Origin of the sequence: Hymenobacter sp. IS2118 (assembly GCF_000715495.1) — a bacterium.
Lineage (GTDB): Bacteria > Bacteroidota > Bacteroidia > Cytophagales > Hymenobacteraceae > Hymenobacter.
In genome coordinates, this window is the sequence record NZ_JNLX01000068.1 from 12,277 (window position 1) to 38,781 (window position 26,505).

Consider the following 26,505-nt stretch of genomic DNA (forward strand, 5'->3'; position numbering starts at 1 on the left):
TTTTCTTCCCACCAACCAAGTTATTGGAGCGAAAAAAGGCAATTCGGGCGGCGGCACGACAGCTTTTTTTAGTGGTATCAGCCGGAAAGCTCAACCGCTTTTGTGTCGCGGGGGCGGCTGGCGGCGTAATTTGCAGCCCTTATCCGTGATGCTAATTTTTATTAATGGTCCGATTTTTCGCCGCTAGCCGTTTCCTGTTTTTTCTTTTATTTATTGCTTCAACTGGCTTAATCGCGCCGGTGCAGGCCCAAAATGCCGACGACCAGGACGCGCCCCCGCCGCCCAAGCGCGAACTGCGCGGCATGTGGATTGCCACCGTCGAAAACATCGACTGGCCCCGGCAGCGCGGCCAAACGCCCGAGCAATACCGCCGCGACTACCTGCGCCTGCTCGATGCCGGGCAGCGGGCCGGCCTCAACGCCGTATTTGTGCAAATCCGGCCGGCTTCGGATGCCTTTTATAAGTCCGACATTGAACCCTGGAGCAAGTGGCTGACCGGCACGCAGGGCAAGGCCCCGGCCAACGGCGACGACCCGCTGCCCTTCCTCATTACCGAGGCGCACCGGCGCGGAATGGAGTTTCACGCTTGGTTTAACCCTTACCGGGCTACGATGGATTCGGTGACGGCCCGCCTGGCCGCCAACCACCCGTACCGGCAGCATCCGCAGTGGTTTTTGCGCTACGGCGGGCAGCTGCTCTACAACCCCGGCCTGCCCGAGGTGCGCGCCCACATCAGCCGCGTGATTCTGGACGTGGTGCGGCGCTACGATATTGATGCGGTGCATTTCGACGACTATTTCTACCCTTATCCGGCACCGGGCAAGGTTTTTCACGACGAGGCCGCCTTTCAGGAGCACAATCCTGGGGGCATTGCCAAACTGGCCGACTGGCGCCGCAACAACGTGAACGTGCTGATTCATGACCTGCGCGACAGCATTCAGTCGGCCAAGCGCTGGGTGAAATTCGGCATCTCGCCCTTCGGCGTTTGGATGAATAAATCGGCCGACCCGCTGGGCTCCGACACCCGCGCCGGGCAGCCGTCGTACGCCAATCTGTACGCCGATTCGCGGCTGTGGCTGGAGAAGGGCTGGATTGACTACATCGTGCCGCAGCTTTATTGGAGCACCAATTTCAAGCTCGTGCCCTACCCCATTCTGCTCGAATGGTGGACGCGCAACCACTTCGACCGCCACCTCTACATCGGCCACGGCACCTACCGGATGCTGGAAAGCACGCGCTCGGACACTACCTGGCGCAACCCGCGCGAGCTGCCACGCCAAATCCGCCTCAACCGCTCGTATGGCGAGGAGGTGACCGGCAGCGTGTTTTTCTCGGCCAAATCGGTGCTGGCCAACCCCCTGCACACCACCGACACCCTGCGCCAAAACCTATACCGCCACCCGGCCCTGGTGCCCACCATGCCGTGGCTCGACGCCCTGCCGCCCCAGCCCGTGGCCAACCTGCTGCTGCGCCGCGCCGGCACCGCCGTCACGCTGAGCTGGCAGCCCGGCCCGGTGGCCACCGACGGCGACGCCGCCACCTACTACGTCCTCTACCGCTTCGGCGCCAACGAGCGGAGCACGCCCAACGACCCGCGCCGCATTCTGGCCCTGCCCCGCCCCGCGCCCGGCTTCCCAGCCACCTACGTCGATACCACCGCCGTGCCCGGCCAGGCCTACGCATACTACGTCACGGCCGTAGACCGCCTGCACAACGAGAGCCGGCCCATGCGCGTCATCACCAACGGCCAGCCGCAGCCCGAGTTGGCCCAGGGCCAAGCGCCGGCCGGCACCGTTGCCGCCGCCCCGGCCCCCACGGCCACCCCGCCAGCAGTGGCCGTAGCTCCGCCGCGCGCAGTGCCGGCACCCACGGCTTCGGGGGCAAGCCGGGCGGGAGCCGCCCAGCCCGTTAAAGTCAAAACCAAGGCTAAGCGGCGCGGCTTTTTCTCGCGAATTTTTGGGCGGTAGGGGTTGCCGCTCAAGCGTACACCCCAACCCCTAGCCCCTTCCCCTCCGGGGGAAGGGGGACTATTTTTTAGACATAGATAAGGCTATTTTTAGACCCTATAACTAGAATTAGTCCCCCTTCCCCCGGAGGGGAAGGGGCTAGGGGATGGGGTGCACGGCTCCGGAACCCATACCACTTACAACTACTTTGCTATCCAATGACTAAAAGAATAATTCACTATTCCCTCGCCTTGCTTAGCATAATCCCGCTGTCCGGCCGCGCGCAAATTGGCCAGGTAGCCCCGCCAGTGGCACCCAAGCCGGTGCTGCCCGCCGTGCCAGCCCGGCCGGCCTCGCCCCGGCAGCTGTTTCCGGGCCTGTTTGAGGCGGTGCAGCTGGGCCGTGTGTTTGCCGATAACAAGACGTTTGTTGATGCCGCGCCCCGACAGCGGCCGGCCACTATTCTGGCGGCCTGGAACCGCGAAAAAAGCCAACCTGGCTTCCAGCTCAAAGCGTTTGTGGAAGCGCACTTTGACCTGCCCGCGGAAGGTGCCACGCCCTTCCAAAGCAACGTAAGCGCCGGCCTGCGCCACCACCTCGATACCCTGTGGACCGTACTGGCCCGGCCCGCCGCGCCCGCCGCCGACCCCGCCGATTCGCTGGCGGCCTACCGCTCCCTGCTGCCCTTGCCCAAGCCCTACATCGTGCCTGGCGGCCGTTTCCGCGAGGTGTACTACTGGGATTCGTACTTCACGATGCTGGGCCTGGCCGAAGCCGGCAAAAACGAGCTGCTGAACAACCTCACCGACAATTTTGCCTTTCTCATTAACCGCTACGGCTTCGTGCCCAACGGCAACCGCAGCTACTACCTCACCCGGTCGCAGCCCCCGTTCTTTTCCAGCATGGTGGCCCTGATGGCCAAGCGCCAGGGCAATGGCATGCTGCTGCGCTACCGCGTGGCCCTGGAGCGCGAGTACCGCTACTGGATGCTGGGCGCGGAAAAACTGACTCCGGGCACCGCCGCCCACCGGGTGGTGCGGTTGCCCGGCGGTGCCGTCCTGAACCGCTATTGGGACGAGAGCACGCAGCCGCGCGAAGAATCTTACGCCGAAGACGTGGCTGCGGCCAAAGGCAGCAAGCAGCCGCCCGCGCAGTTCTACCGCAACGTGCGGGCAGCCGCGGCGTCGGGCTGGGATTTCAGCAGCCGCTGGTTTGCGGCCGGAGGCGGGCTCTCCACCATTCAAACCACCGATTTGGTACCCGTGGACCTCAACTGCCTGCTTTACCAGATGGAGCAAACCCTGGCCGAGGCCTGCCAGGCGGCCGGGCAGCCGGCCCAGGCCCGCAGCTATGCCGCCAAAGCCAGCCGTCGCCAGGCCGCCCTACTGGCCCTGAGCTGGGACCCGAAAACGGGCTGGTTTCAGGACTACAACTGGCGCAAGCGGCAGCGCTCCCCGGTGCGCACGCTGGCGGGCGTGTTTCCGCTGGCTTTCGGGCTGGCTACGCCCGCTCAGGCCAGCCGGGTAGCTACGAATCTGAAAGCCAACTTCCTGAAACCCGGCGGCCTGGTTACCACACTCAGCAAAACCGGGCAGCAGTGGGACGCGCCCAACGGCTGGGCGCCGCTGCACTACCTGGCCATCGACGGACTGCGGCGCTACGAGCAGCGCCCACTCGCCGATACCATTGCGCTGCGCTGGGTGCGACTGAACCGCCGCGTGTTCACCCAGACCGGGAAGCTGCTGGAAAAGTACGACGTGACGGACCCCACCCGCCCCGCCGGCGGCGGCGAGTATCCCCTGCAGGACGGCTTCGGCTGGACCAATGGCGTGCTGCTGAAGCTGCTGGATTGGTACAAGCTGAAGTAGGCAGTTTAATAAAGCTGATGTTACGCACTGATTGCGCCTACGCTTCACAAAGAGACTTTAGGTGCATCAGCAAAGGCCGTTTCCAGGCAGTCCGCTAGGATGGTGCGTAACATCAGTTAATAAAACTGATTAGAATGTTGTCATGCTGAGCGCAGCCGAAGCATCTCTACCGCACCGTCAATACCTTTCAACGGTGCGGTAGAGATGCTTCGACAAGCTCAGCATGACAACCCAAACAGATTACAGTTACTTATGCTCCACTGCTTAGTAGCTGAAGTCACGCAGCTCATAAGTAGTTGGCTCACTGTCTTCTGGCTTTGAGCGTGGTGACTTGCCACTTACCAATCTTTTCCTCCCGCCTGTGAATCCTCACCTCGCCCGCCTGCACCAGGTTGCCAGCCAGCCCAGCCGCCGGATTATCGGCCTGATGTCGGGCACTTCGCTCGATGGACTTGACGTGGCTTTGTGCCGCCTCAGCGGGCACGGGCCGGGCACACGGCTGGAATTAGAGCAGTTCCGCACCGTGCCGTACGACGACGATACGCGGGCCCGCATTCGCACCGTGTTTGCCAGGGAGCAGGTCAGCCTGGAATACCTCACCCTGCTCCACCCCTGGCTGGGCCGCCTGCACGCGGACGCGGTGCTGGACTGCCTGCGCGAGTGGCAAATCCGCCCCGACGAAATTGACCTGATTGCCAGTCACGGCCAGACGGTGTACCACGCGCCGCAACACCAGCACCGGCGCCTCGAATTCCCCCAAAATGCCACCCTGCAGCTCGGCGACGGCGACCACGTGGCCGTGGGCACGGGCATCATTACGCTGAGCGACTTCCGCCAGAAGCACGTGGCAGCCGGCGGCGAAGGGGCTCCGCTGGCGGCCTACGGCGACTTTTTGCTGCTGAGCAGCCCTGACGAGGAACGGCTGCTGCTCAACCTGGGCGGCATCGCCAACTTCACCTACCTGCCCCGTGCTGGCGGCGATGCCCACACCGCTTTCAGCACCGATACCGGGCCGGGCAATACCCTGCTCGACGCCACCGTGCGGATTTTCCGCCCCGGCCTGCAGTACGACGAGGGCGGCCGGCTGGCAGCGGATGGGCAGGTGCACCAGGGGCTGTTATCGGCGCTGCTGGGTCACGACTTTTTCGTGGCGCCGCTGCCCAAAACCACCGGGCCGGAGCTATTCAGCCCCGATTACCTGGCCGACGCGCAGGAGCGCAGCGGCACGCTCACCCTGGGCCTGGAAGACACCTTGGCTACGCTGGCCGAATTCAGCGCTATGAGCGTGGCGCGGGCCGTGGAAGCAGCTTTTGCCGAGCGGCTGGCCCCTACGGCGGTGTACACCAGCGGCGGCGGGGCGCACAATCCGGTGCTGATGGCCGCCCTCAAACGCCACCTGCCGCACGCCAGCTTCGCCCCCACCGACGCCTTGGGCGTACCCGGCGATGCCAAGGAGGCCATCCTGTTTGCGGTGCTGGCCAACGAGGCGGTGGCGGGCCAGCCCGTGGCCATTGGGGCGGGCCGGCAGCGCGTGCCGGCCGTGAGCCTGGGCAAAATCTCCCTGCCGGGCTAAGCGGAAGCGGGCATTTGCGGGCGCGAAGAAATTAACGACCTTCGCCGTGGGCCCGTGCCCCGCCGTTTCCGCCGCCCCATGCCAACCCTGTCCGCCGCCGCGCCGGCCGTTCCTGCTCTCACTTCCCGACCCGTGCGTCTGGTCTCGCTCGATGTCTTCCGGGGCCTCACCGTGATGGCCATGATTCTGGTGAATAACCCCGGCGACTGGGGCCACATTTACCCGCCCTTCGAGCACGCGGCCTGGCATGGCTGCACGCCCACAGACCTCATTTTTCCGTTTTTCCTGTTCATCGTGGGCGTGAGCTTGGTGTACGCCCTGGACGGCGCCAAGCAACTGAGCACGGCCCAAAATGCTGTGATTTGGCGCGTACTACGGCGCGCCGCCGTAATTTTTGGGCTGGGATTATTCCTGGCGCTCTACCCGAAGTTTGATTTCTCCGCAGTGCGGATTCCGGGCGTGCTGCAGCGCATCGCGCTGGTGTTTCTGGGGTGCAGCCTGGTGTTTTTGAAAACCGGCTGGCGCACGCAGCTCGGGCTGCTGGCGGCCCTGCTGCTGGGCTACGCCGTGCTGCTGCAACTGGTGCCGGTGCCCGGTTTTGGCCCCGCCAACCTGGAGCCCGCCACCAACCTCGGCGCCTGGCTCGACCGCCTGCTGCTGGGCGAAGCTCACCTCTGGAACCAAAGCAAAACCTGGGACCCCGAAGGTCTGCTGGGCACCCTGCCCGCCCTGAGTACCGGCCTGTTGGGCGTACTCAGCGCGCAGTGGCTGCGGCGGCCGGACCGGGAGCCCGCCGCCAAAGTCGCCTGGCTGTTCGTGGCCGCGGGCGTGGTCACCGTGCTCGGGCTGCTCTGGGAGCCGTGGTTTCCCATCAATAAAGCCCTCTGGACCAGCCCTTACGTGCTCTACACCGGCGGGCTGGCAATGGCGGGCCTGGCCGCGCTCTACTGGATTTGCGACGTGCGGGGGCACCGCGCCTGGACGCGCCCGGCAGTAGTTTACGGCGTCAATGCCATCCTGGTGTTCAGCTTGTCGGTGGTGTTGTCGCGCACGTTTGCCCTGTTTCGGCTGCCCGGCCCGGCTGGCAACCCCGTGGGCCTGAAGGAGTGGCTTTACGAATGGGGCATCGCGCCCTATTTTGCCGACCCGCGCGCAGCTTCGCTGGCCGGGGCCGTGCTGCTGGTGCTCATCTGGCTGGGCGTTTTGAGCTGGATGTACAAAAAAGGTATCGTGTGGAAAGTGTAAGCCCTGACGCACGGTTTTATTACTCGCTATTCCCTTAATTTCATGAAAATCCTGATTATCGGCGGCGGCAACATGGGCCTGACCTATGCCCGCAGCTTTGTGCGCGCCCACATCACCTCGCGCCTCGATTTACGGCTGCTGGCCCGCTCGCCCGAGCGCGTGTCGGCACTCTCCGCGCACGATATTGGTACCGTGTGGGGCCGCCCCGGCGAGTGCGTGCCCGGTGCCGACATTCTGATTCTGGCCGTGAAGCCGCAGGACTCGCCGGCGCTTTTTGAAACGCTGCAGGGACTGGTACAGCCGCAGCAAGTGGTACTCAGCATCATGGCCGGCGTGCGCATTGCTACGCTGCGCGAGGCGTTGGGCACGCCCAAAATTATCCGGGCCATGCCCAACCTACCCGCCCAAATCGGCATGGGCATGACGGCCTTTACCAGCACCGATGAAGTGAGCCGCGCCGAGCTGGTGCAGGTACAAAACCTGCTTTCGACCACCGGCAAAACGGTTTACGTCGAGGAAGAATCCGCCATCGACGCCGCCACGGCCGTTTCGGGCAGCGGCCCGGCCTACGTGTACTACTGCATGGACGCCCTGATGAGTGCCGCCACCCAAATGGGCTTCTCTTCCGCCGAAGCCGAGCTACTGGTGAGCCAGACCTTCCGCGGCGCCGTGGAGCTTTACTCCCAATCGGGCCTGAGCTGCACCGACTGGATTGCCAAAGTGGCCTCCAAAGGCGGCACCACAGAAGCCGCCCTTGGCGCCTTCGGGGCCGGGCAGGTGCGCGAAGGCCTCATGGCCGGCGCCCGCGCCGCCCGCGACCGGGCCGAAGAACTGGGCAAGTAAGGTAGTCAGCGAAAAGCTACAAGGCACCTCGCGCAACACCTTTGGTGACTACCCATTCAAAATTTAAAAAGCGTTGTCATGCTGAGCTTGCCGAAGTATCTCTACCGCACCGTTGGACGGTCTTGACGGTGCGGTAGAGATGCTTCGGCAAGCTCAGCATGACAGACTTTAAAAAAACACGGTCTGCCAAAGAATCTAAAGGCCAGCTAAATAGCTAAGCTATCGAATACCCTGCAAAGTCCTTGCGCAGCTGCGTTTTGAGGATTTTGCCGGTGGCGGTGTGAGGCAGCTGCTCTACAAACTCCACGGCGTCGGGCTCGGAGAATTTGGCCACTTTTCCTTTGAAGAAACCCAGCAGCTCCTCGGCCGATACGTCCATGCCGGGGCGGCGCACTACCACCAGCAAGGGTCGCTCGCTCCATTTAGCGCTGGGCACGCCAATGACGGCGGCCTCGGCCACGGCCGGGTGCGCCACGGCCAGGTTTTCTAAGTCGATGCTGGAAATCCACTCGCCGCCGGACTTGATAACGTCCTTCGAGCGGTCGGTAATTTGCATGAAGCCGTCGGGGTCGATGGTGGCCACGTCGCCGGTTCGGAACCAGCCGTCGGCGGTGAGTTCGCCAGGCGTGCCGCTGCGGAAGTAGTCGGCCACCACCCAGGGCCCGCGCACCAGCAAGTCGCCGAAGGCCACGCCGTCGTGCGGCAGCGCCTGGCCGTCGTCGCCCACAATTTTCATATCTGCGCCGAATACCACGCGGCCCTGCTTGGCGCGCACCGCCCGACTGTCGGCGGGGCTCAGCCCCTGGTGTTTGGGCTTGAGGTGGCCGGCGGTGCCCAACGGGCTGGTTTCGGTCATGCCCCAGGCGTGCATGATGGTAACGCCCAGCTCTTCTTCAAACGCCTTCATCAGAGCCGGAGGGCAGGCCGAACCGCCCACCACCGTGCGGCGTAGCGACGTAAACTGCCGCCCGCCTTCGCGCATAAACTGCAGCAGCCCCAACCAGATGGTGGGCACGCCCGCCGAGAAGGTAACACCTTCGCTCTCAAATAGCTCGTATAAGCTGGCGGCGTCCATGCCCGCGCCGGGCAGCACCAGCTTGGCCCCGTTGAGCGGCGCCGCATACGGCAGGCCCCAGGCATTGACGTGGAACATGGGCACCACCGGCATGATGACATCGAGGGCCGAGCAGTTGAGCGCGTCGGGCAGCGAGATGGCCATGGCGTGCAGCAGCGTGGAGCGGTGCGAGTAGAGCACGCCCTTGGGCTCGGCGGTGGTGCCGGAGGTGTAGCAGAGCGAGCAGGCCGTGTTTTCGTCGAGCATGGGCCACTCGTAGTCCGTGCTTTCGGCGGCCAATAAGTCTTCGTAGCTGCACAGGCCGGGCAGGGCCGACGCGGCGGGCAGGTACTCCGGGCCAGCCATCAGCACCCATTTTTCGACCTTGGGACAGGCGGGCGCCAGCTTTTCCACCAGTGGCAGAAAGGTCAGGTCGAAAAACAGCAGCCGGTCTTCGGCGTGGTTGATGATGTAGACGAGCTGCTCGGGAAACAGGCGCGGGTTGATGGTGTGGCACACCGCCCCGATGCCGGCCACGCCGTAGTACAGCTCGAAATGGCGGTGCGTGTTCCAGGCAATGGTGGCCACCCGGTCGCCATCGGCAACGCCCAGCCGCAGCAGGGCGTTGGCCAGCTGCTTGCTGCGCGCGTGGGCCTGGGCGTAGGTGCCGCGGTGAATGCCGCCTTCGGGCAGGCGCGACACGATTTCAGTTTCGCCGTGCCATTTGGCGGCGTGTTCGATTATACCAGCTACGCGCAGCTGGTCGGCCATCATAAGTCCTTGCATGGGTGGGCGGGGTAAGGTTGGGCGGGAGAAGCAGGCTTCCAAGCTAGGCAATAATTCAGAATATTGAAGCAGGACTTGCGAAGTGTTTCTTAATAACCGTCTTTCCCGCAGAGGTGAAACACTCTTTCAACTAGCGTAGACAGGTACTGTGAAGTGAGAGCAGCTTGATGCATCAGATTATTTACAAATATCTGATAACCAAAATATAAAATCGATTGCAATAGCAAATACTTTACTTCCGCACCGCTTCCAGGGCCAGCTGCAACAGCGCCGACCGCACGCCCAGCTCGCTCAGCTTGTTGTTGCTCCGCGACGGGTGCACGCGGTTGGTGAGCAGTACCACCACCAGCTCCGCCTTGGGGTCGACCCAAAAGTAGGTGCCCGTGAAACCGCTGTGGCCGAAGCTGTCGGGCGAGGCGCCGGGCGGGGCGTTGCGGCCGGGCTCGGTGGCGGGCCGGTCAAAGGCCAGGGCACGGCGGTTGTCGGGGCAGAACTGGCAGCGCGTCCAGTCGGCCAGCAGGGCTTGGTCGAAGATTTGCTGGCCGCCGTAGCGCCCGCCCCAGGCGTAGGTTTGGGCGAGCTTGGCCACGTCGGTGGCACTGCCAAACAAGCCGGCGTTGCCCGAAAGGCCGCCCAGCAGCGCCGCGCTTTCGTCGTGCACGGTGCCGTGCAGCAGCTGGCGCCGGAACGCCGAATCTACTTCCGTGGGCACGATGCGGGCGAGCGGAAAGCGGTTGGTGGGCCGGAAACCCAGGGTGCTGGCTCCCAGCGGCCGGTACACCTGCTGCTGCAAAAACGCCTCCAGCGACTGCCCGGTCCGGGCCTGCACCAGCGCCGGATACAGCATAAACGACAGGTCCGAATACACGTAGCCCGGCTTCTCGTTCAGCGGCGACGCCCCAATTTCCTGGTACAGGCGCGCGGGCAGGTCTTTGCGGCCCCACAGTCCGGCGGCCACCGGCAGCGGGTAGCGGGCCGAAGAGTCGGCATGGAAATAGCGCCGCCGCGGCTGGCCGTTCTTCCCAATCAGCTCTTTCCAAAACGAAATTCCGGCGGGCAGGCCGGCCTGGTGCGCCAGCACCTCACGCAGGCGCAAGCCGGCCTTGTCGGTACCGCGCAGAAACGGGAAATACTGGTCCAGCGTGCTATCCGGGCTGAACCGGCCCTGCTCCTGCAGCTTGAGCAGCGCCGGCGCGGCGGCCAGTGTTTTGGTCAGTGAAGCCAGGTCGTAGAGGTCGTCGTCGTGCACGGGGCGGGGCACGGTGGCGGGCGCCACAGTGGCCATTGGGGTGGCGGCGGGCTGGTTGCGCGGGCGGCGTTTTTTAGCGGTTCCTTCCGATGCTTCGGCGGCGGTTCCGTAGCCGGCGTAGGTGTGGTTGCCGTAGCTTTTGCGCAGCACCACCGTGCCCCGCCGGGCAATAACCACCTGCGCCCCCGGAAACGCCTGCGCCGCCAGCGCCCGGCCCAACAGGCTGTCGACCCGCGCTTCGAGGCGGCCGTCGAGCCCGACCGATTCGGGGTAGGCAAAGGCCAGGCGCTGGCCGCCGGTTGTGCGCAGCCCAAAGCCGCGCGGGTAGCTATCCGATACCGTGACGGGCAGCTTGCCCGTGGTGCCGATGCCGCCAAAAATGGCCTGCACGGCCAGCCGCTGGGCATTGGGGCTTTCCTGGTAGGCCAGCACCACGCCGGCGGCGCGGTCCAGGTCGCGCACCTTGGCCACGGCGTAGGCCGAGCCGAACACGCTCAGCACCACCTGCTGTGTCTGGCTCAGCAGCTCGCGCAGCAGCATGTTTTCCTCGGGCGTGATACCGAAATTGGTAGCCGGCAGCCGTCCCAGGTTTTGCAGCGAAACCAGAATGAGATTGTAGGGCTTGAGGGCGGCCCGCAGCTTCATTAGCTCATCGAGCGAGGCGGCGGCCGGGGCGTGGAAATGTGCGGCGGGCGCGTAGTCGGCCACCGCCTGCTGGAAGTCGGTAGTGTCGCGCGGGTTGCCGCCCAGCACCAGCGTGGCAATGCGCAGGGTATCGAGGCGCTGGAGCGGCAGGAAGTTTTTCTCGTTGCGCAGTAGCGTGATGCTCAGCTCGGTGAGGCGGTGACTGAGGTATTGGGCGTGCGGGGCGTTGAGGTCTTCGTAGAGGTTTTTGGTGCTGATGGGCTGGTAGTGGTTCAGGCCGGCCCATTGCTTCATGGCCAGTACGCGGCGGCAGTGCTCGTCAATTTCCCGCTGCGAAATCCGGCCGCTGTCCACGGCCGCGCGCACCATGTTGATGGCCAGCGGCACGTTTTTGCTGAACTCCAGAATGTCGTTGCCCGCCAGCAGGGCCCGCACGTCGGCCTCGCCGGGCGGAAACATGCTGGTGACGCCCTTCATGTTCATGGCATCGGTAAAAATCAGCCCCTGAAACCCCATTTCCCGGCGCAGAAAATCCGTTACGATGGGCCGCGACAGCGTACTCGGGCCCGGCACCGTGTCCAGGGCGGGCACGTTGAGGTGGGCCACCATCATGCCGCCCAGGCCGCCCGCAATCAGGCGGCGGAAGGGCGGCAGCTCCAGCGTATCGAGCCGCCGGCGGTCGACGCGCACCGTGGGCAGGGCTAGGTGCGAATCGGCGTCCACGTCGCCGTGGCCGGGAAAGTGCTTGGCCACGGCCAGGATGCCCGCGTCCTGCATGCCGCGCATGTACTGGCGACTATCGCGGGCCACCGCCGCCGGGTTTTCGCCCCAGCTGCGAAAGCCGATGACGGGGTTAGCGGCGTTGTTGTTCACATCGACCACGGGCGCGAAATTGACGTGCATGCCCAGCCGGCGGAACTGCCCGGCCACCTCACGGCCCATGTCGTAGAGCAGCGTGGTATCCACGTCGCCGCCCAGGCTCATCTGGTACGGGAATTTCACCACGCTGTCGAGGCGCATGCCCACGCCCCATTCGCCGTCCATGGCCACCAGCAGCGGCACGCGGCTCTGGCTCTGGTAGCGGTTGAGCAGGCGGGCCTGCCGCCCCGGCCCACCCTGGAAAAATATCAGCCCACCAATGCCATACTGCTTAATAAGGGCCGAAATGGTATCCTCATCGGCCCGGCTGCGGTTGGAATACGCCGCCACCATAAACAGCTGCGCGGCCCGCTGATTGGGCGTGAGCACCCGCATGAGGCTATCAACCCAGGGCGAGTGCAGGTATTGGATGAAGGAGGGACTGCCGGGCGGCAAAACGGCCGCAGCGGGCCGCGCCGGGGCTTTGCTGCGGGCCGCGCGGGCTTTGGCGGGAATAAAACGAGGCTTTTGGACAGCGGCTTTGGCGGGCGCGGCGGGCGTAGCGCGGCGCTGAGCGGGTACCAGCAGGGGCGCCGTGAGGAGCACGGCCAGCAGCGGGAGGAACTTGAGGAACGACAAAGGGAGGCGGTTTTTAGTACGAAAGTAGCGTTTCCGGCGGGTCAGACTCTTTATGCTCTGCCTCGCCGGTCTCCCTATACACTGGCCCGGTCCGCTTTGCGCAGCTTACTGCGGATTTTCGCGTTCTTTGAGCCCACGGTTTTCCTTATCGCTGCTTCAATCCATTTCATGAAAAAACTTGCCCTTGCCGGCCTCGTGGCCGTGGCGCTTACCGCCGCCTGCAATCAAACCAAAACCCCTGAAACGGCAACCGCCGGCCCCAACACAGCCGGCGCCGACGCTACGACGGACCTCGACGGCCTCTTCGGCAGCTACTGGGAAACGCAGTCGCGCCTCGACCCGCTTTCGGCCACGGGGCAGGGCGACAACCGCTACAACAACCTGCTGCCCAACGAACAGACCCGCGCCTTTCGCGATACGCTGCGCACGTTTTACGGCGACTACCTGACCCGGCTGGGCAAGTTCGACCGCGAAAAGCTGAGCGACAACGACAAAATCAGCTACGATATTTTCAAGTACGAGATGGAGCAGCGCCTGGCCGGCCTCAAGCTCAATACCTGGATGATTCCGACCCAGCAGTTCTGGGGCCTGCCCATCACAATGGGCCAGTACGGCGCGGGCGAGGGCGTGCAGCCCTTCAAAACCGTGCAGGACTACGACAACTGGCTGGGCCGCGTGCGCGGCTTCACAGCCTGGACCGATTCGGCCATTGCCAACTTCCGGCAAGGCATGCGCACCGGCGTGGTACTGCCCCGCACCCTGGTGCTGAAAATGCTGCCCCAGATGCGCGGCAAGGACATTGTGGTGAGCGACCCCGCCCAAAGCCTGTTCTACGGCCCCATCACCCGTTTTCCCAAAGACTTTTCGGCCGCCGATAAGGCGCGCCTGACTGACGCCTACAAAACGGCCATCACCGCCGAGCTGGTGCCGGCTTACCGGAAATTGGGCGATTTCCTGGAGAAGGAATACCTGCCCAAAGCCCGCACCACCAGCGGCATTACGGGCGTGCCCGGCGGCGCCGAAATCTACAAGTACTACGTGGGCTACTGGACCACCACCACCAAAACGCCCGCCGAAATCTACCAGACCGGCCTGGCCGAAGTGGCCCGGATTCGGGGCGAGATGGAGCGCGTGAAAACCGAAACCGGCTTCAAAGGCGACCTGAAAGCGTTTTTCACTTACCTGAAAACCGACAAGAAGTTCATGCCTTATAAGTCGGCTGAGGAAGTGCTCGATGCCTTCCGTAAGATTCAGACGACCATCGCCCCGAACCTGAAAAAGATGTTCGGGCGCACGCCCAAAACGTCGTTTGAGATTCGGCAGACGGAGGCCTTCCGCGCCGCCTCGGCCTCGGCCGAGTACAACCAGGGCTCGCCGGACGGCTCGCGGCCCGGCATTTTCTACATTCCGATTGTGGATGCCACCCAGTTCAACACCACCTCGGGCATGGAGTCGCTGTTTTTGCACGAAGCTATTCCGGGCCACCACTACCAGATTTCGTTGCAGCAGGAAAACAACGACCTGCCCAAGTTCCGGCGCTTTGCCTGGTACGGCGCCATGGGCGAGGGCTGGGCGCTCTACTCCGAAAGCTTGGGCAAGGAGCTGGGCCTCTACACCGACCCCTACCAGTACATGGGCGCGCTGGGCGATGAGATGCACCGCGCCGTGCGCCTCGTGGTGGACACCGGCCTGCACTCCCGCGGCATGACCCGCGAAGAAGCCATCAAGTACATGATGGACAACGAGGCAATTTCGGAAGACGGCGCCGTAGCCGAGATTGAGCGCTACATGGCCATTCCCGGCCAGGCCCTGAGCTACAAAACCGGTGCCCTGAAAATCCAGGAGCTGCGCGCCAAGTACGAGAAGCAGCTGGGCAGCAAGTTCTCGCTGCCCAACTTCCACGACGAGCTGCTGAAAGACGGCGTGATGCCCCTGGCCGTGCTCGAAAAGAAGATGGACGCCTGGGCCGCCAGGCAGAAATAAGGGGAGTGGGATTTTTTTGTTCGGCCTGCCTAAAAAGCAGTTCCTCATAGTTAAAAAATGAAATTATGGTGGACAATTGGCAACTCAACCATTCTTTGATTTCTTAACTGTAGGCCTGTTTCTGAATAAGCAGAAATCGAAAAAAGACAGGTCATGCTGAGCGCAGTCGAAGCATCTCTACCGCGCAAGTAATTCAAACGAACCAACGAAGCGGTAGAGATGCTTCGACTGCGCTCAGTATGACCGAAGACTCTATGCCTTTTCGTAATTCAAAAATAACTCTCATGATTAAAACAGGTATCCTCGGCTTGCTTGTTGCCCTCGGCTTGACGCTAGCAAGTCCGGCTTCGGCCCAACTGGCTGCCCCGCCCACCGCGCCGCTGGATATTGCCGCCGTGGACGCGGTGGTGGCCCGCACCCTAAAAGCGTTTGACGTGCCGGGCATGGCCGTGGCCGTGGTGAAAGACGGCCAGGTGGTGCTGTCCAAGGGCTACGGCGTGAGTTCCCTGGCCACCAAGGCTCCGGTCGATGAGAACACGCTGTTTGGCATTGCTTCCAACACCAAAGCCTTTACGGCCGCGGCCCTGGGCCTGCTGGTGGAGGATGGCAAGATGCGCTGGGACGACAAGGTGACCGATTACATCCCCGAATTTCGGATGTACGACCCCTACGTCACGGCCGAATTCACGGTGCGCGACCTGCTCACGCACCGCAGCGGCCTGGGCCTGGGCGCCGGCGACCTGATGTTCTTCCCGGATTCGGCCGACTTCACCATCAAGGATGTCATTCACAACCTGCGCTATTTCAAGCCGGTGTCGTCTTTTCGGAGCAAGTACGATTATGACAATAACCTCTACATTGTGGCCGGGGAGGTGGTGGCGCGGGCCGCCGGCCAGCCCTGGGCCGACTTCGTGGAAGCCCGCCTGCTGAAGCCGCTGGGCATGAGCCGCACCGCCACCGGCTACTCCCGCCTTCCCGACCCTACCAACGTCATCGACGGCCACGGCTCCGTGGATGGCAAAGTGCAGGTTATCCGGCGCGATTTGGGCACCGTAGGTGGCCCGGCTGGCGGCATGTACAGCAGCGTGGCCGACCTGAGTAAATGGGCCCTGATGCTGGTGGGCGGGCCAGGTGCGCCGGCCTCCCTGCTCAAGCCCCGCACCCAGCAGGAACTGTGGTCGCCCCAAACCATTTTGCCCGTCGGCCCGGTGCCGGCTGCGTACTTGCCCTACAGCTACAACACCCACTTTGCGGCCTACGGCCTGGGCTGGCGGCTGCGCGACGTGCGCGGCTATAAGGAGGTATCGCACACGGGGGGCCAAATCGGTATGGTCACCAAAGTAACGCTGCTGCCCGAGCTGCACCTGGGCATCATCGTGCTCACCAACCAGGAAAGCGGCGCGGCCTTCACGGCCGTTTCCGACGCCATCGAGGACCACTACCTGGGCCTGACGGGGCTCGACCGGGTGCAGCTCCTGGCCGACCGGGCCGCGGCCGGCCAGTCGGGCAACGACAAAGCCACCGACGCCGTGTGGAAGCAGGTGGCCGCGGCCACCAAAAAAGCCCCGAAACGGCCGGATTACAAGGCTTACGTGGGCCGCTACCACGACGCCTGGCTCGGCGACGTGAACCTCTACATGCAGGGTAACCAGCTGTGGCTGAAATCGGTGCGGAGCCCGCGCCTGGTGGGCCAGGTGCTGCCCTACCGCGGCAGCACCTTCGTGGTGCGGTGGAAGGACCGCAGCCTAAACGCCGACGCTTTTGCCGCTTTCACCCTCAATGAGATGGGCGAGGCCAGCAGCCTGAAAATGAAGCCCGTTTCGCCCGCCACCGACTTCAGCTACGACTTTCAGGACCTCGACCTGCAGCGGGTGAAGTAACCTGAATGGCCTGAGAAAAATGGACCGTGCGGCGTTTGAGTTAGTTTTGGTGCTTACCTAATGAACTGACGCTTGGCCACGCCCAACGCCCTCCCTCCTGCTCCTGCCTTTCCCAAAGCGGTGCCCTTCATCATCGGCAACGAGGTGGCCGAGCGGTTCAGCTACTACGGCATGCGGGCCATTCTGCCCACGTTTCTGGTGGCGCAGTTTTTCAACCCCGGCCACGATGCCGCGCTAACCGCCGTAGCCGAGGCCAGGGCTAACGACTTCGTGCATTCCTTCGCGGCGCTGGGCTATGCCCTGCCCATTGTGGGCGCGCTGCTGGCCGACTGGGTGGTGGGCAAGTACCGCGTCATCCTGTACCTGTCGCTGCTCTACTGCGTGGGCCACGCCCTGCTGGCCGCCTTTGCCGAGGACCTGAACGGCTTCCGACTGGGGCTGCTGGTGGTGGCCGTGGGCATGGGCGGCATCAAATCGAGCGTCACGGCCAACCTCGGCGACCAGTTCGACCGCCACAATGCCCACCTGCTGCCCAAGGCCTATGGCTGGTTTCAGCTAGCCATTGACGTGGGCGCGGCGCTGTCCACGGCTTTTATTCCGGAGTTGTATGCCCGCTACGGGGCGGCGGTGGCCTTTGGCGTGCCGGGCCTGCTGATGGGCGCGGCCACGCTCACCTTCTGGCGGGGCCGCCGGCACTACGTGCGGGTGCCGCCCACGGGCCTGGCCCAGGGTCTGCGCCACACCTTCGGACCGGGCGAAGGCCGGGCCGCGCTGCGGCGGGTGGGCGTGGTGTTCGTCTTCATTCCGGTGGTGTGGGCGCTCTACGACCAGAGTGTGAGCGAATGGGTACTACAGGCTGCCCACCTCAACCGCGAGCTGTGGCCGGGCTTCACGCCGCTACCCGAGCAGATTCAGATTCTGGGCATTGTGTTCGGCATCGGGCTCAACCCGCTGCTGACCTACCGCGTGTACCCGGCCCTGGAACGGGCGGGAATCCGGACGACGCCGCTGCGGCGCATTGGCACGGGCATGGTCATCGTGGCGCTGGCGCTGGCCATCGTGGCCGGCATTCAGCACAACCTGGATGTGGGCGGGCAGCCCTCCATCTGGTGGCAGGTGCTGGCTTACTTTGTGGTGGCCGGCGGCACCCTCATGGTGGCCGTTACGGGGCTGGAGTACGCCTACACGCATTCGCCACCGGCAATTAAAAGCCTGACCACGGCTTTGTGGCTGCTTACCATCGCGGGGGGCAATTTCTTCCTGGGCATCATGAACGCCAGCATTGCCAACGGCGGTTTTTTTGCCCGCTTCCAGGGCGCGAATTACTATTGGTTTTTCGTGGTGCTGATGGCGGTAAACGTTGCCCTGTTTGCCCTCGTGACCTCGCGTCTCCGGGAGAAAACGTATGTTGGCATAGGCGAATTGCCAGCCGCCTGAGGGCTGCTTTATAGGTGCTTGCATCGCCTGGCTTCCCAAAACGCGCAGGCAGAAACTGGTTTTCTTATTCCTTTGGATTTAATCTTACTTACTCACGCCCCCTTTTATGAATTCCATTAAAAGACTCGCCGCCAGCTGCCTGCTGGCAGGTTTGGGACTAGCTGCTCCACTGGCCGCTGCTGCCCAAAAGAAACCAGCGGCGGTACGCAAGCCCACCACTGCGACCAATAATGCCCTGTCAGCCATAAAAGAGGCCGACATCAAGCGCGACCTGTATGCCCTGGGCGGCGACCACTACCGGGGCCGCGAAGGCGGCACGCTCGACGAGCTGAAGGCCTCGGTGTGGCTGGCCGAGCAGATTCGGACCATTGGCCTGCAGCCCGCCGGCGACGACGGCACCTATTTTCAGTGGTTCCACCTGCAGCGCACGCGCCTCACCAAAGCCAGCACGCTACGCATCGGTTCGCGCGAGCTCAAGCCCAATGAGGATGCCATGATTATTGCCCCGACCAATGCCAGCGTGGCGGCGCCGCTGGTGTTTGTGGGCACCGGCAGCCCGGCCGAAATTGGGAAAGTTGATGTGAAAGGCAAGGCCGTAGCGGTCCAACTGTCGGGCGCGCCCACGGATGGCATCAGCTACCGGCGCTACTTGTTTGGCAAGTTCAGCAGCCAGTCGGCCGAGCTGTTTAAAGCGGGCGCGGTGGCGGTGGTGTTCATCTCGGACGCCCCGGCACAGGCCATCTACGACCATTGGAGCCACATTTACGAGCGGGGCCGCTTTGGCTTGCCCAACGATGCCAGCCTGAAAGTAGTGGAGCAACCGCCCGTGATATGGCTGCCCGCCACGGCCCTGAGCTGGGCGCAGCAGCCCGGCCAGCAGCTCACCGCCGATTTGAAGGTGGAAAGTTTCCTGTACCCGTCGGTGAACATCGTGGCCAGAATGCCCGGCACCGACGCCCAGCTCAAAAAGGAGAACGTACTTTTCAGCACCCATCAGGACCACGACGGCGTGCGGGCGGCCGTGGCCGGCGACTCCATCTACAACGGCGCCGACGACAACGCCACCGGCTGCGTGGCGCTGCTGGCCATCATGCGCGCTTTCAAGCAGCAGCCGGCCCGACGCTCGGCCCTGTTTGTGTACCACGGGGCCGAGGAGCGCGGCCTGCTGGGCTCGCGCTACTATTCGGCCCACCCCACGGTGCCACTGGCGTCCATTGTGGCCGTGCTGAACGCCGAGATGATGGGCCGCAACGCCCCCGACAGCGCCGCCCTGCTGGGCTCCATCGCCCCGCACCGCAACTCCGCCGATTTGGTAAACATGGCGCTGGCCGCCAACCAGGCTGGCCCCCGCTTTAAGCTGGACACGGAGTGGGACAAAGCCACTCATCCCGAGGGCTGGTACTTCCGCTCCGACCACCTGCCCTACGCCCGTCTGGGCATTCCGGCCGTGATGTACACCTCCCTGCTGCACCCCGACTACCACACGCCCCGCGACGAGCCCGCCCGCATCGACTACGCCAAACTTGCGCGCATGACCAATTGGATATACCTTACCGGCTGGAATGTGGCCAACCGCACGGCCCGCCCCGCCCCCGAACCCGGCTTTAAGCTTGAACGCTAATCCTTTTGATGAAAAACAAATCGTTTTTCGGCCTTGACCGTCATTTGCTGGCAGTAATTTTCTTTTGGCTGCTGGCCCTCACACTTCGCCCCCAAACGGCTTCCAGCGAAGAATTTTCCAAGGTGCCGGCCGGACCGCAGACGCATCTGGCCCAAGGTGCCGCCCCGGCCCCCGAGACGCCCGGCCGCTGAACATTTTGGAGCGCTTGCGGGTAATTGCCGCGCCACCTTCGCCAGCTCAACTTCCCCTATGCGCCACATCACCGCCGCCGACATTAAGGCATTTGAGCGGATTTACCGCCTGAACCTGGTCAATGGCCTGCCGGGCTTCAAACCGGCTAATCTTATCGGCACCGCGGCCCCCGACGGCGCCACCAACCTGGCCGTGTTCAGCTCGGCCCTGCACCTGGGGTCCGACCCGCCCCTGCTCGGCATCGTGACGCGGCCCACCACCGTGCCCCGCCACACCTACCAAAACCTGAAAAGCAGCGGCTGCTACACCCTCAACCACGTGCCCGTGGCCCTGGCCGCTCAGGCCCACTACACCTCCGCCGATTTCGGCCCCGAGCTATCGGAGTTTGACGAATGCGGTTTCACGGCCGTTTACCGCGACGGTTTTCCGGCGCCCTACGTCGCCGAAAGCCCGCTCGGCATCGGGCTGCGGCTGCGCGAGGAGCTGTCGATTTCCAATGGCACCGTGCTGCTGGTGGGCACCGTGGAGCACGTGTACCTGCCCGAAGCCGGCCTGCGCGACGATGGCACGCTGGACCTCGTGGCCCTGGGCAACGCCTGCATCTCCGGCCTCGACGGCTACCACGAGGTGCGGCAGCCCGTGCGCTTCGGCTACGCGCGGCCGGGCCAGCCGCCGGTGGCGCAGTGAGTTAGCAGGGCCGCCTTCGTTCCCTGATGCCGCTTAACGGTACGGCGAAAGAAACTTTTGCTTCGCCGCTTTGCGGCCCTGTTCCAATGAGGCTGTTCGGGTTAGCAAAAGCGTTGTTTAACGCGTTGCCATGCTGAGCTTCTTAAAACCCTTTAAACATCAAAAAAGCCCGCTTCGAAAATCACGAAGCGGGCTTTTTTCAACTTTCGGAAATTATTTCGGCTGCGGCTTGTCGTTCTTATTGCCGTCGCCGTTGGTGGCGGTGCCTACGGGAGCCATTGTGCCGCTGGCCGACTGGGGCGCGGTAGCATTTTGCCCGGCCGGGGCCGAATTGAGCTGCTCCTGCACGGTACCGTTGGCAATGGCCGTGGCCGAGCCGACGCCAATGGGCGGCGTGGTTTCCTGCTTGTAATTGATGCTGTCACGGTTCACATCGACATTGCGCCAGCCGGGGGGGTTGTTGAAACCATGCCGGAACTGGGTGTTGACGCCAGGAGTCCACTGGTAGTCGCAGGACGAAAGGGAGCCAGCCAGGGCAGTGCCCAGCAGCAGGGCCAGGGCGGAACGGGAAGAAAGCTTCATGAAAAAGTGCTTGGGATTGGGACTCAAATGTACGGCGATTTCGAGGAGAAGGGTGCATAGCTGGTCACGCTGCTGGCGGCACAGTGCGCGGCCCCGGCATTAATTTAGCAGTTCACCCCCACTGTATTTCACCATCATGTCAGATTCCGACCCCAACCAGCCTTCTCGTTTTCGGCGTGCCCTGGGGGCCGTGGGGCGGGCGGCCCTGCTGCCGGTGCGGGGCGCAAGCTACCTCGTGCGCTCGGGCCGGGCCCACCAGCACTTTTTTTTGCCGGTGCTGAACGGGGCGCTGGGCGACCAGCTGGCGGCCCGCTACGACCCCCGCGCCATCCGGATGAGCTTCCGGCGGGGCGGGCACGACGTAGCCGTGGCCGACCTGCGCCTGAGCGAGCCGCACCAAAAAACGGTCGTCTTCGTGCACGGCCTCATGGGCGACGAGCACATTTGGCAGACCGGCTTTCAGGACGAGCCCGGCAGCCGGCGCTACGGCCCGCGCCTGGCCGAGGAAGCCCACGTGCGGTCCCTCTATCTCCGCTTCAACTCGGGCCTGCACCTCTCCGAAAACGGCCGGGAGCTCAGTCGTCTGCTCACCGAGCTGGTCGAAACCTACCCCGATGCCGTGGGCGCGCTCGTGCTGGTAGGGCACAGCATGGGCGGGCTCATCATCCGCTCGGCCGGACATTATGCTTCGCTTAATGAAAAATTAAAAATTAAAAAAGAAGAATCAGACATCAACGCAGGCCAAGTTCCTTCTAAGGATGAGCTATTTTCCGATAGGGTACCAGACGACCCGTTTTTAATTTTTAATTCCCAATTTTTAATTAACAAAGCTTCTTGGCTGGCGCATTTGCGGTCAATTTTCCTGTTGGGCACGCCCAACGACGGCTCGTGGCTGGAGCAAAACTCCCACCTCACGGCGCGCCTGCTGCACCGCATCAACCTCTTTCCCACCCGGTTTCTGAGCAAGGCGCTCAACCAGCGCAGCAACGGCATCAAGGACCTGCGCTACTCTATATTGGTGGATGAGGACTGGCAGGACGCGCACGCCGACGACCTTACGCCCCCGCGCACGGCGGTACCGCCCCTGCCGGGCGTGCAATATCATATTTTGATGGGCGCCTGGCTGCATACGTCGCGGCCCTCGGCGCTGCGCGAGTATTTTGGCGATGGGCTGGTGGGCCAGGGCAGTGCCCGCGGCCACGCCACCTTTGGCGATGAGGCCAGCCTGCCGGCGGGGGCCAATGTGCGCACGGCCGTGTTCAGCCAGCAGCACCACGGCGGCCTGCTCACCCACCCGGAGGTATTTCAGTACCTCAAGCAGTGGGCGTAGCTTTTTTTAGCTGCAAGCCTTTGGCAGGTTGCAAGCTATTGCTCGAAGCGGCTTTCCAGATAGATTTTTCGTCGCCTTCTGCGGTGAGACACGAATCTGCCAAAGTAGAATTAACTTCTGTGGTTTGGAGCCGACGTCTATCCTGCTCCCAATGAGGGCAAAGATTTTGCTACCCTGGCCCATCGCTCATCTATTCAGGGCCCGGCCGGGAGCAAATTCCCTATTGATTGTTAACTACCGAAACACCCAAGGCGCCCTCGCTTCTTAGATTCTCATGTCCTCAACGGCTCCCGATACCATCTTTTTTGATGGGGTGTGCAACCTCTGCAACGGCTTTGTGCAGTTCGTTATTCGCCACGACCCGACGTGCCGCTTCCGCTTCGCGGCCTTGCAGAGCGAAGCCGGCCAGCGCCTGCTGGCGGCCCAAGGACTGGCCAGCGCGGCCCTGGCCGCCGCGCCCGAATCGGTGCTGCTGCTCAGCGGGGGCCGGCTCTACTCGCATTCGACGGCGGTACTACGCATTGCGCGGGCGCTGGGCGGAGCGTGGCGGCTGGCGGGCCTGGGCTGGGTGCTGCCCCGCCCCTGGCGCGACGCGCTTTACCGCGTGGTGGCCCGCAACCGCTACCGCTGGTTTGGCCGGCAGGAAAGCTGCTGGCTGCCTACGCCGGAGCTGAAAGCGCGGTTTCTGTAGCGGGAGTTTTGCGCTATTCGGGTGAAGGCGTTATTTTTTCCTGGTTTCTGCGCGCAGTTTCTGCCGGCATTCGGCTTGGTACACGCGCAGGCCCAGGTCGCGCAGAAAGGGGAATCCGATGGTATCGTACTCGTATTGGTCGTCGTTGAGCACGCCGTTGGCATTCACGTAAATCACCGCGCTGAGGAGAAATTCGACGCCCTTGGCTTCGTCGATGATGTAGGCGTTGTCGATGAGAAAACCGTAGGCCTGCCCTATTTTATTGTACACGCGCACGCCGGGCGGCAACGGCGTGGTGCCCCCGCCGCCCAGCAAAAACTTGGTGTAGGTGTCGGGATAATGAGCGGCATCGTAGCGCGGATGCACGCTTTCGCGCGGCAGCTGCGACAGGGCCTGGCGCAGCAAAGCGTAGTCGTCGGGGGCCAGCCGGAGGCGCTGGCGGGGCGGCCCGGTTTCCGGGAAAAGCACTGCCCGAAGCATTCGCTGGAGGTCGGGTAGCGGAAACGTGTTTTTCTGGCTGAAATCCAACGGACTGTTCACCAGCTGTTCTCCGCTCAGGTGCGCCCGGCCAATGCTGCCTTGCCGTAGTAGGGCCTTGGGCCAGGCACCGCCGTAATAGGCCGCAGCCTGACGGTAGAGCACCTGCGTAGCGGCCGTATCGGCAAAAAAGGCAACGGGGTTGGTATGCCGGCTGCCCGGCTCCTGGTCGCCCACGGAAAGGCGGTGCACGAGCCGGCTATGGCGCAAGCCCAGCCGGGCCAACCCGGCATTTAGCTCGGCCGGGCCCACGAATTCATACAGCCGGTTGTAGGCGTCGTTATCACTCACTATTAGTGCTTTACGCACGTAATTTGCAATATTTGGGCGCCCACTGGCTGCGCTGGCATCGCGCCGCACCGCCGTCTGCCCCGCAAACGCCGAGTCGGTCAGCATCGGGGATTCGGGGCGCAGGTTGGGAACCTGGGCGCGCAACGCCCGGAGCTTTTCGAGAGCCAGTGCCGCGGCGGCCAGCTTCACGGCACTGGCCGGGTAGAAATATTCGCGGGGCCGCAGCCGGTAGCCATAGCTGCGAAAATGGGGGCGGCCCGCCGCATCGCGCCGCACGCGGGTGTACAGAATCTGGAGGCGGTAAGCTGCGGGATGGGCCAGCACGCGGCTCAGCCCCGCGGTGTCGTGGCGCAGGGTTTGGCGCAGGGCGTTGGCAAAAAGCTGGGCCCTTACGTGTTTAGTTCCGGCCAGCAGCAAGGCCGCTATTAAGAGGACAAGCACCCTGATTTGCGCTAAAAAAGCCATCCGACAAAAGTAATCGTTCTGCTCTCGGCTCTTTCGGAGTTGCATTCCGAAATTGGCCCGGTAGCGGAGTTACACTCCGCGCTGGCGGGAGTAACGCGTTGGAACTGCAAGTTCCCGGCCCGATGGGCTTTCGGAGTGCAACTCCGAAAGCCCATTACTGGGAAAGCTCACAAATGCGAATGTGCTTTTACAAAACGTATCCCTCCTCACCTTGTTGGCGTGCTCGGCCGTACAAATGCTTTGGTATCGAATTAGCCAATGGCCGACTACCGTAAATGCTATATACATACTCATAATCTGGGTCGCTTAAATCAAAATATTCAGCCACGTTCAGTCCTTCATTAATCATTAAACACATCGTTGTGGCTGTTTCAATCATATCCGCATTTTTTGCTGACAGTGACTCTAAGTGAGCAACATTTGGTATTGCGGTTTCCAAGAGTGGACCAAGAGCTACGTTCTGCGTGTAAAAAGTATTACCTGATTTTGGCTGCCTGGGAGTAGACATTCGGTCTGCAATGGCATATTCTGGCACACGAAAATCAGGCAATAGGCCATCTTCGGGAAGAATCGGAAGCTCTCCCACAATCTGCCACCGCTGCTCCCGTAGTATGGGCAAGCGCCCGGCCAGAAGAATAGGCTGCATGAGGTAATCATTCAAATAAGAAGTGCTTATTTGTTCGTCCACTGACGAGCGATAATCGAAAATTTTAATCAGGTCAGGGTACGAGTTATTGCCCGCTACGTTGAGTATGTTGATGTACTTAGCGTATGCAAATCCCCTGTTGCAAGAGAGTGGGACACGTAGGATGTGACCAGATTTGAGTCTTTCTGCCATGAATTAGGGGTGTTTGAGGTGGTCGGGTCAAACAGGAGAGAATTGGGTGCTAACTTCCCGAACCCATGGAAAAAGCTCCTCCTACGAAACGGCCGCGTTATGATGCGGCCTTCCGCGCCGAAGCCCTGCGGCTGGCCAGCGAAAGCCGCTCCACGCTGGCCGCCGCCCGCGCCCTGAATATCGACGCCAAGCGGATTTATGCCTGGCAGAAAGCGGCCCAGCAGCCCTTGCCCGCCGACCCGGCCGAGGCCACCGAAGTGCGGGCGCTGCGCGTCGCCAACAAACGGCTGGCGCAGGAGCTCGATATTTTAAAAAAAGCCATCGCCATCTTCTCGCATCCCCCGACCCAGTGAGTACGCTGCAATTCATTGACCAGCAGCGGCCTTTTTACCCGATCCAGCAACTTTGCCAGGTGCTGGACGTGGTACCCAGCCGCTACTACGCCTGGCGGCACCGGCAGGCGGCCGGGGCCGTGGGCAGGGCCGAACCGGCCTGGGAAACGGAAATGATGGCGGTTTTTGACTACCACAAACGCCGCTACGGCACGCGTCGGCTCCGGGTTGAGTTGCGGGAAAAGGGCCATCGGGTAGGCCGCCAGGCCCTGCGCATGGGGCTGCGCCGCCACGGGCGCAAGGCCTTGCAGCCCAAGTCCTTCGTTCCGTGCACCACCGATTCGACCCACGGGCAGCGCTGTGCCCCCAATTTGCTGCTTGACCAGCCGCGTCCCACCCAGGCCAACCGGGTGTGGGTGAGCGACATCACCTACCTGCCGCTAGCCAACGGGACCTGGGCTTACCTGTGTGCCTTTCAGGACGTGTGCACCAAGCACGTGGTGGGCTGGCAGGTGCGCGCCGACATGCCCGAAGCGCTGGTCACCAGCGCCTTACAGCGGGCGCTGCTGGCCCAGCGGCCCACCCCCGGCCTCATCGTCCATTCCGACCGGGGCGGGCAATACGTGGGCAACGCTTACAAGGCTGTGCTGCGCGACGCCCAGGCCCAGCTCTCCCACAGCCGACGCGGCGAGTGCTACGACAACGCCCAGGCGGAAAGCCTGTGGTCGCGCCTCAAAACCGAGGAGCTCGAAGCCCGTGACTGGCCTGTCTTCGCCGACCTAGCCGATGCCCAGGCCAGCGTCGCCGACTATTTTGACTACTACAACCATGAGCGTCGCCACTCCAGCATTGGCTATCAGAAGCCGTACCAGTTTCATCAACAGCACCTTAACAACATCACCCAATTCTCTCCTGCTTAACTAGACCACCTCA

General features: G+C 63.0%; 20 protein-coding genes. 15 read left to right on the forward strand and 5 right to left on the reverse strand.

Annotation, left to right across the window (positions count from 1 at the left end):
• Window positions 1-164 precede the first annotated feature (164 nt).
• The 5 genes from GM79_RS05595 to proC all read left to right on the forward strand — a co-directional run bounded on the left by GM79_RS05595 (window position 165) and on the right by proC (window position 7,475).
• A complete protein-coding gene (locus GM79_RS05595) occupies window positions 165-1,967 on the forward strand; it encodes a glycoside hydrolase family 10 protein (RefSeq protein ID WP_035560541.1) in 1,803 nt (600 codons plus the stop codon).
• A 230-nt stretch (window positions 1,968-2,197) separates the two neighbouring features.
• Window positions 2,198-3,814: an alpha,alpha-trehalase TreA gene (gene treA / locus GM79_RS05600; RefSeq protein WP_235183925.1), complete on the forward strand. Its 1,617-nt coding sequence runs from the start codon at window positions 2,198-2,200 to the stop codon at window positions 3,812-3,814.
• 361 nt (window positions 3,815-4,175) lie between these two features.
• The gene (locus GM79_RS05605; RefSeq protein WP_035560545.1) at window positions 4,176-5,387 is read left to right on the forward strand and encodes an anhydro-N-acetylmuramic acid kinase; all 1,212 of its coding nucleotides are present in this window, start codon (window positions 4,176-4,178) and stop codon (window positions 5,385-5,387) included.
• Window positions 5,388-5,465: 78 nt separating this feature from the next.
• Window positions 5,466-6,632 (forward strand): acyltransferase family protein, encoded by a 1,167-nt coding sequence (locus GM79_RS05610; RefSeq protein ID WP_051718556.1) that lies wholly within the window; start codon window positions 5,466-5,468, stop codon window positions 6,630-6,632.
• Between the two features lie 42 nt (window positions 6,633-6,674).
• A complete protein-coding gene (gene proC / locus GM79_RS05615) occupies window positions 6,675-7,475 on the forward strand; it encodes a pyrroline-5-carboxylate reductase (protein WP_035560551.1) in 801 nt (266 codons plus the stop codon).
• 214 nt (window positions 7,476-7,689) lie between these two features.
• On the opposite strand, the gene GM79_RS05620 is transcribed toward proC, so the two are convergent.
• Window positions 7,690-9,315, reverse strand: a complete 1,626-nt coding sequence (locus GM79_RS05620; protein WP_200875586.1) for a 3-(methylthio)propionyl-CoA ligase — start codon at window positions 9,313-9,315, stop codon at window positions 7,690-7,692.
• A gap of 232 nt (window positions 9,316-9,547) precedes the next feature.
• Window positions 9,548-12,706 (reverse strand): glycoside hydrolase family 3 N-terminal domain-containing protein, encoded by a 3,159-nt coding sequence (locus GM79_RS05625; RefSeq protein ID WP_051718557.1) that lies wholly within the window; start codon window positions 12,704-12,706, stop codon window positions 9,548-9,550.
• A 168-nt stretch (window positions 12,707-12,874) separates the two neighbouring features.
• Here GM79_RS05625 and GM79_RS05630 point away from each other — a divergent pair, with 168 nt between their 5' ends.
• From GM79_RS05630 to GM79_RS05655, 6 genes are all read left to right on the forward strand, one after another.
• Window positions 12,875-14,689: a DUF885 domain-containing protein gene (locus tag GM79_RS05630; protein WP_035560556.1), complete on the forward strand. Its 1,815-nt coding sequence runs from the start codon at window positions 12,875-12,877 to the stop codon at window positions 14,687-14,689.
• A 284-nt stretch (window positions 14,690-14,973) separates the two neighbouring features.
• On the forward strand, window positions 14,974-16,569 hold the full coding sequence (locus GM79_RS05635) for a serine hydrolase (protein WP_035560559.1): 1,596 nt from the start codon (window positions 14,974-14,976) through the stop codon (window positions 16,567-16,569).
• Window positions 16,570-16,641: 72 nt separating this feature from the next.
• Window positions 16,642-18,006 carry a POT family MFS transporter gene (locus GM79_RS05640; protein WP_051718558.1) on the forward strand — a complete coding sequence of 455 codons (1,365 nt, stop codon included), beginning with the start codon at window positions 16,642-16,644 and terminating at the stop codon, window positions 18,004-18,006.
• A gap of 106 nt (window positions 18,007-18,112) precedes the next feature.
• The gene (locus GM79_RS05645) at window positions 18,113-19,627 is read left to right on the forward strand and encodes a M28 family peptidase (RefSeq protein ID WP_035560563.1); all 1,515 of its coding nucleotides are present in this window, start codon (window positions 18,113-18,115) and stop codon (window positions 19,625-19,627) included.
• 8 nt (window positions 19,628-19,635) lie between these two features.
• A complete protein-coding gene (locus GM79_RS05650) occupies window positions 19,636-19,818 on the forward strand; it encodes a hypothetical protein (protein ID WP_035560564.1) in 183 nt (60 codons plus the stop codon).
• Between the two features lie 58 nt (window positions 19,819-19,876).
• A complete protein-coding gene (locus GM79_RS05655; protein WP_035560568.1) occupies window positions 19,877-20,506 on the forward strand; it encodes a flavin reductase family protein in 630 nt (209 codons plus the stop codon).
• 213 nt (window positions 20,507-20,719) lie between these two features.
• Here GM79_RS05655 and GM79_RS05660 read toward each other — a convergent pair whose 3' ends face one another.
• A complete protein-coding gene (locus GM79_RS05660; RefSeq protein WP_035560571.1) occupies window positions 20,720-21,088 on the reverse strand; it encodes a hypothetical protein in 369 nt (122 codons plus the stop codon).
• A gap of 136 nt (window positions 21,089-21,224) precedes the next feature.
• Between GM79_RS05660 and GM79_RS05665 the strand changes: the two genes are divergently transcribed.
• Together GM79_RS05665 and GM79_RS05670 are read left to right on the forward strand one after the other, a co-directional pair.
• Complete coding sequence (locus GM79_RS05665) at window positions 21,225-22,418, forward strand: esterase/lipase family protein (protein WP_035560574.1); 1,194 nt, start codon at window positions 21,225-21,227, stop codon at window positions 22,416-22,418.
• A gap of 274 nt (window positions 22,419-22,692) precedes the next feature.
• Window positions 22,693-23,109, forward strand: a complete 417-nt coding sequence (locus tag GM79_RS05670; RefSeq protein ID WP_035560577.1) for a thiol-disulfide oxidoreductase DCC family protein — start codon at window positions 22,693-22,695, stop codon at window positions 23,107-23,109.
• Window positions 23,110-23,139: 30 nt separating this feature from the next.
• On the opposite strand, the gene GM79_RS05675 is transcribed toward GM79_RS05670, so the two are convergent.
• Complete coding sequence (locus GM79_RS05675) at window positions 23,140-24,378, reverse strand: serine hydrolase (RefSeq protein ID WP_161787126.1); 1,239 nt, start codon at window positions 24,376-24,378, stop codon at window positions 23,140-23,142.
• Window positions 24,379-24,589: 211 nt separating this feature from the next.
• Entirely contained in the window at window positions 24,590-25,240 is a 651-nt protein-coding gene (locus GM79_RS05680) for an Imm26 family immunity protein (RefSeq protein ID WP_035560582.1), read from the reverse strand.
• 65 nt (window positions 25,241-25,305) lie between these two features.
• Here GM79_RS05680 and GM79_RS05685 point away from each other — a divergent pair, with 65 nt between their 5' ends.
• Both GM79_RS05685 and GM79_RS05690 read left to right on the forward strand, forming a co-directional pair.
• Window positions 25,306-25,593, forward strand: a complete 288-nt coding sequence (locus tag GM79_RS05685; protein WP_035559831.1) for a transposase — start codon at window positions 25,306-25,308, stop codon at window positions 25,591-25,593.
• A complete protein-coding gene (locus GM79_RS05690) occupies window positions 25,590-26,492 on the forward strand; it encodes an IS3 family transposase (RefSeq protein ID WP_051718502.1) in 903 nt (300 codons plus the stop codon). Before GM79_RS05685 ends, GM79_RS05690 begins: the two co-directional genes overlap by 4 nt.
• Window positions 26,493-26,505 lie beyond the last annotated feature (13 nt).

What these genes read in the sequence shown, in the direction of transcription:
- GM79_RS05595 (WP_035560541.1), top strand. Translation starts at nt 165, where the DNA reads ATGGTCCGATTTTTCGCCGCTAGCCGTTTCCTGTTTTTTCTTTTATTT.
- GM79_RS05610 (WP_051718556.1), top strand. Translation starts at nt 5,466, where the DNA reads ATGCCAACCCTGTCCGCCGCCGCGCCGGCCGTTCCTGCTCTCACTTCC.
- proC (WP_035560551.1), top strand. Translation starts at nt 6,675, where the DNA reads ATGAAAATCCTGATTATCGGCGGCGGCAACATGGGCCTGACCTATGCC.
- GM79_RS05620 (WP_200875586.1), bottom strand. Translation starts at nt 9,315, where the DNA reads ATGCAAGGACTTATGATGGCCGACCAGCTGCGCGTAGCTGGTATAATC.
- GM79_RS05630 (WP_035560556.1), top strand. Translation starts at nt 12,875, where the DNA reads ATGAAAAAACTTGCCCTTGCCGGCCTCGTGGCCGTGGCGCTTACCGCC.
- GM79_RS05635 (WP_035560559.1), top strand. Translation starts at nt 14,974, where the DNA reads ATGATTAAAACAGGTATCCTCGGCTTGCTTGTTGCCCTCGGCTTGACG.
- GM79_RS05645 (WP_035560563.1), top strand. Translation starts at nt 18,113, where the DNA reads ATGAATTCCATTAAAAGACTCGCCGCCAGCTGCCTGCTGGCAGGTTTG.
- GM79_RS05650 (WP_035560564.1), top strand. Translation starts at nt 19,636, where the DNA reads ATGAAAAACAAATCGTTTTTCGGCCTTGACCGTCATTTGCTGGCAGTA.
- GM79_RS05655 (WP_035560568.1), top strand. Translation starts at nt 19,877, where the DNA reads ATGCGCCACATCACCGCCGCCGACATTAAGGCATTTGAGCGGATTTAC.
- GM79_RS05660 (WP_035560571.1), bottom strand. Translation starts at nt 21,088, where the DNA reads ATGAAGCTTTCTTCCCGTTCCGCCCTGGCCCTGCTGCTGGGCACTGCC.
- GM79_RS05665 (WP_035560574.1), top strand. Translation starts at nt 21,225, where the DNA reads ATGTCAGATTCCGACCCCAACCAGCCTTCTCGTTTTCGGCGTGCCCTG.
- GM79_RS05670 (WP_035560577.1), top strand. Translation starts at nt 22,693, where the DNA reads ATGTCCTCAACGGCTCCCGATACCATCTTTTTTGATGGGGTGTGCAAC.
- GM79_RS05680 (WP_035560582.1), bottom strand. Translation starts at nt 25,240, where the DNA reads ATGGCAGAAAGACTCAAATCTGGTCACATCCTACGTGTCCCACTCTCT.
- GM79_RS05685 (WP_035559831.1), top strand. Translation starts at nt 25,306, where the DNA reads ATGGAAAAAGCTCCTCCTACGAAACGGCCGCGTTATGATGCGGCCTTC.